Source organism: Candidatus Margulisiibacteriota bacterium (genome assembly GCA_041650635.1).
Classification (GTDB): Bacteria; Margulisbacteria; WOR-1; order JAKLHX01; family JBAZKV01; genus JBAZKV01.
In genome coordinates this window covers 1-3319 of the sequence record JBAZKV010000047.1, presented here as the reverse complement: position 1 = coordinate 3319, position 3319 = coordinate 1, and the positions used below count along the sequence as shown (strand labels likewise).

Below are 3319 nucleotides of genomic sequence, written 5' to 3'. Positions count from 1 at the left end.
AAACCCAAGGGAGATCGATACAAAAACGACACAGACCGCTGATTTTGGCGTGGTCGGGCAGCCGTCCGTAAGGGGCAGCGTCTACTTTGATTCAAATTCCAATAATGTGTTCGACTCTATGGACAAGCCGATGCAAGGCGTAAAGATATTATATGAAGGCGGCTCCGTAATTACGGATGCCAACGGTAATTATGAGATCTTTGATCTGAGCCAGGGAGAGCAGATGATATCGATGGACATAGATACGGCGCCGGCAGAATACAACGCGGCAGGCAGTTCCGTCAAAGTAATCGTAAGAAAAGGCTCTGTCGCCTATGCCGACTTCAAACTCGGACTGCCGAAAGCTATTTACGGCTATGTCTACATAGACGGCAACAGGAACGGCAGAAAGGACAGCAAAGAGACGGGGGCAGCCGGAGTAGAGCTGCGGCTAGGCGGCAGGACGGCAGTTACTGGAAGCGACGGGATGTATGTGTTCAAGAATGTAAACTACGGGGTCAATAAGATAACGGCCGTTAAGGCCACGATACCCGCCGGCTACTTTATGCCGGACACAACTCATGCCAAGTTCGTAAATGTCAAACGCGGCGGCAAGGCTGCCTATGAGGTCAACTTTAGGCTTAAGAAGAAATAATACCGCAGTCAGGCAAAACACTGAAATCCGCAGGATATGCATACGATAATCTATTGAAGGGAAAAAAGGAAAAATACAACTGGAGGTGATTCTATCTATGACCATGAAAGGATCCTTTTTCTATTCTAAAACCACGAAAGGAAACAAATCCATGAAAAAAATATTTTTAGTTCTTATTGCTGCTGTAATAGCAGTATCCTGCTCCTCGGCGGTGTTTGCCGCTGGATCAGGGGATATACCGGTAGGATATCCGGTTTTGACGGTAGGCTATACCAACGGAGCCTGGGTTTTTAATGAATTTGCAGGCACTCCGGGTATGTTTAGCCTGGCCCTGACCAATCTACAATCCGCGGACCAGACGGCTGCTGTTGTAGGAGCGACCCTGATGGGGACAAATACGCCTACATCTCTTACTAGTGTAACAGGAAAGTCGATAGCCATACTGAACCATGCATCGACCTATAAACTGTATCCGCTGCAGGCGACCTCCCCTTTTCCGTCCATATGGGTAAAGGGAACGGCCAACAATCCTGCAACAGGAGTAGGTTCTCCCGCTACCTGGCTTACAGGTACAGATGCGGCAAAATTTTACCAGACCGGACTTACAGTACAGGCGCCTTACTGGGAAGCGGCCAATTATCAGTGGACCGTTTATGCTTATGCTGATAAGGACCTGTTAACCCAGACGGCAGGACCGGCCACTGGTAATATACAGGACCCGAACCTTGCGACAATGAGATGGTATGCCTGGACGGATGACAATAACGGCATAGCCAAAAACACCTGGGGCGTGAAAAAACCGGGCGAGACATCTCCGACAATGTTCAATACACTTCCTTTGATGTCCGGCAACACAGCCGCGCAGGGCAAAGCCTTTCTTACCGGCACCACGGGAGCCTCTCTTGCGCCGTCCGGAATACCGGGACTGGCGCAGTCTGCAATCCCTGCTGATGGTGTTATCTATTACAACACCGACAGGAACACGGCTGGGTCAGCAAATGCCAACGGCTTTGTCATTACCGGCAGAAGCCAGATAGGTCTTGTTTACGCGGCGCCAAATACGGCAGCATCCCACAGGACCGAAAATCTGCATATGCAGTTTATCGCGGTCTGGCCAAATGGTGTCGGAGTTTCTACGACAGGCAGCAAGTCTGTAAATATAGGGCTCTATCAGAGGACCGCAAACTAATCTTTAGTTTATTAAGGGAGGGGGTAACCCCTCCCTTAGACAGGTAATTAAGGCATGAAGAGATTTACGGAAATAACGGTTATAGCCCTGATATATCTAGGGCTGGCTTTTCAAATGAGCCAGGCCTCTTTGTTTTTGAGGCAGCCGTCCGTTGATCTTTACCTGTCTAAGGGGCAAGTGTTCGAAGGAGGGGTCATCCTTGACAACACCTCCGACAAGGAATTAAAAGTAAAAGCCGCCGTTGTAGACGGTCTGGACAAAGAAGGAAAACCCGTAAAACAGTCCATCTCTAAACTGGCAAAACTTGGCCAGGATGAATTCACCATCCCGGCTGGCGGGAGCAAAGACCTTAAGTTCAAGATAGAGGTTCCGTCAAACGCGCAGGGAAGCTACTGGGGCGGACTGGTCTATACCTACCACTATGGACAGGTGCAGGGCCCGGATGACATAACTTTGAACATAAAGATGAATATTGAAGAGCCTTTCCGCTTTACGGTCAAGGGGACAGAAGTCCCGGCCATTGCTCTTAGGGACGCAAAAATGGTCTATAATAATGGAACTTTGAACATCAAGGTGAAAGCGGTCAATACAGGCAATGTGTATTATGATGTAAGGCCCTCCATCCTGATAATCGGCAAGAACGGCAAGATCGAGAAAAAGATAAAGAGCTCCACTTTTAAGGCCTATCCGCAGGAAGAATATCCCCTCGAATATAACAACGAGGTTATTTTGACGCGCGGGGCAAAAGATGTGATATTGGCCTTTGATTATGGCGAAGATAAAATAGAGACCTTTTCGGGAAAGATACAGGTTAAATAAGGATGTTCGGCAAATACATAACAAAAACATTAAAGACCTCTCTGGTCTTTGTAATACTTTTTTCAATGTTCTACAGCATGTCATCTGCCGACAGCTGGACTACGATAGGCACTGGACCTATAGGAGGCGGCGACGGGTCCCCGACTATAGCCAGTGTTGATCCCGCCAGCGGTTACAACAACTCGACCACTACCGTAGTAATTACGGGCACCAATCTTTCCGATGTTTCATCCCTTGATATTGGCGGGGTCCCTGTATCATCCTTTAATATAGACAGTGCAACTCAGATCACCGCGGTCATACAGGCGGGACTTACCCCGGCAGCTTATCATATAACAGCCACCAATCCATCCGGCACTTCGGACCAAACAGCCGCGGATATATTTACTGTACTTAATTCTTCCTCCCAGGTACCCACAGTAACAAATGTTAATCCGAACACGGGAGTGAACACAGGGGCCACAACGGTAGTGGTGACAGGTACAAACTTCACCGGAGCAACAGCGGTAAAGCTGGGGACAACGCCCCTTACATATACAGTTGACAGTGCAACACAGATAACGGCGACAGTGCCTGCTGGACTAACAGCAAACACATATCACATAACAGTAACGAACGCGTACGGGACCTCAGCAACAAGCGCGGCAGACCAGTTCACGGTGACCGATCCATTAAGC

General features: G+C 48.7%; 4 protein-coding genes. All 4 read left to right on the top strand.

Annotation, left to right across the window (positions count from 1 at the left end; all coding sequences use genetic code 11):
• Window positions 1-634: SdrD B-like domain-containing protein (locus WC490_08105; GenBank protein MFA5098562.1), on the top strand; the 634-nt coding region annotated here is incomplete at its 5' end.
• 151 nt (window positions 635-785) lie between these two features.
• On the top strand, window positions 786-1823 hold the full coding sequence (locus WC490_08100) for a hypothetical protein (protein ID MFA5098561.1): 1038 nt from the start codon (window positions 786-788) through the stop codon (window positions 1821-1823).
• Window positions 1824-1877: 54 nt separating this feature from the next.
• Window positions 1878-2642 carry a hypothetical protein gene (locus WC490_08095; protein MFA5098560.1) on the top strand — a complete coding sequence of 255 codons (765 nt, stop codon included), beginning with the start codon at window positions 1878-1880 and terminating at the stop codon, window positions 2640-2642.
• Between the two features lie 2 nt (window positions 2643-2644).
• Window positions 2645-3319, top strand: a 675-nt coding sequence (locus tag WC490_08090) for an IPT/TIG domain-containing protein (GenBank protein ID MFA5098559.1), incomplete at its 3' end; no start/stop codon positions are given.

Bases quoted from the DNA above. Each gene is read 5' to 3' on its own strand.
- WC490_08100 (MFA5098561.1), top strand. From the start codon at position 786: ATGAAAAAAATATTTTTAGTTCTTATTGCTGCTGTAATAGCAGTATCC.
- WC490_08095 (MFA5098560.1), top strand. From the start codon at position 1,878: ATGAAGAGATTTACGGAAATAACGGTTATAGCCCTGATATATCTAGGG.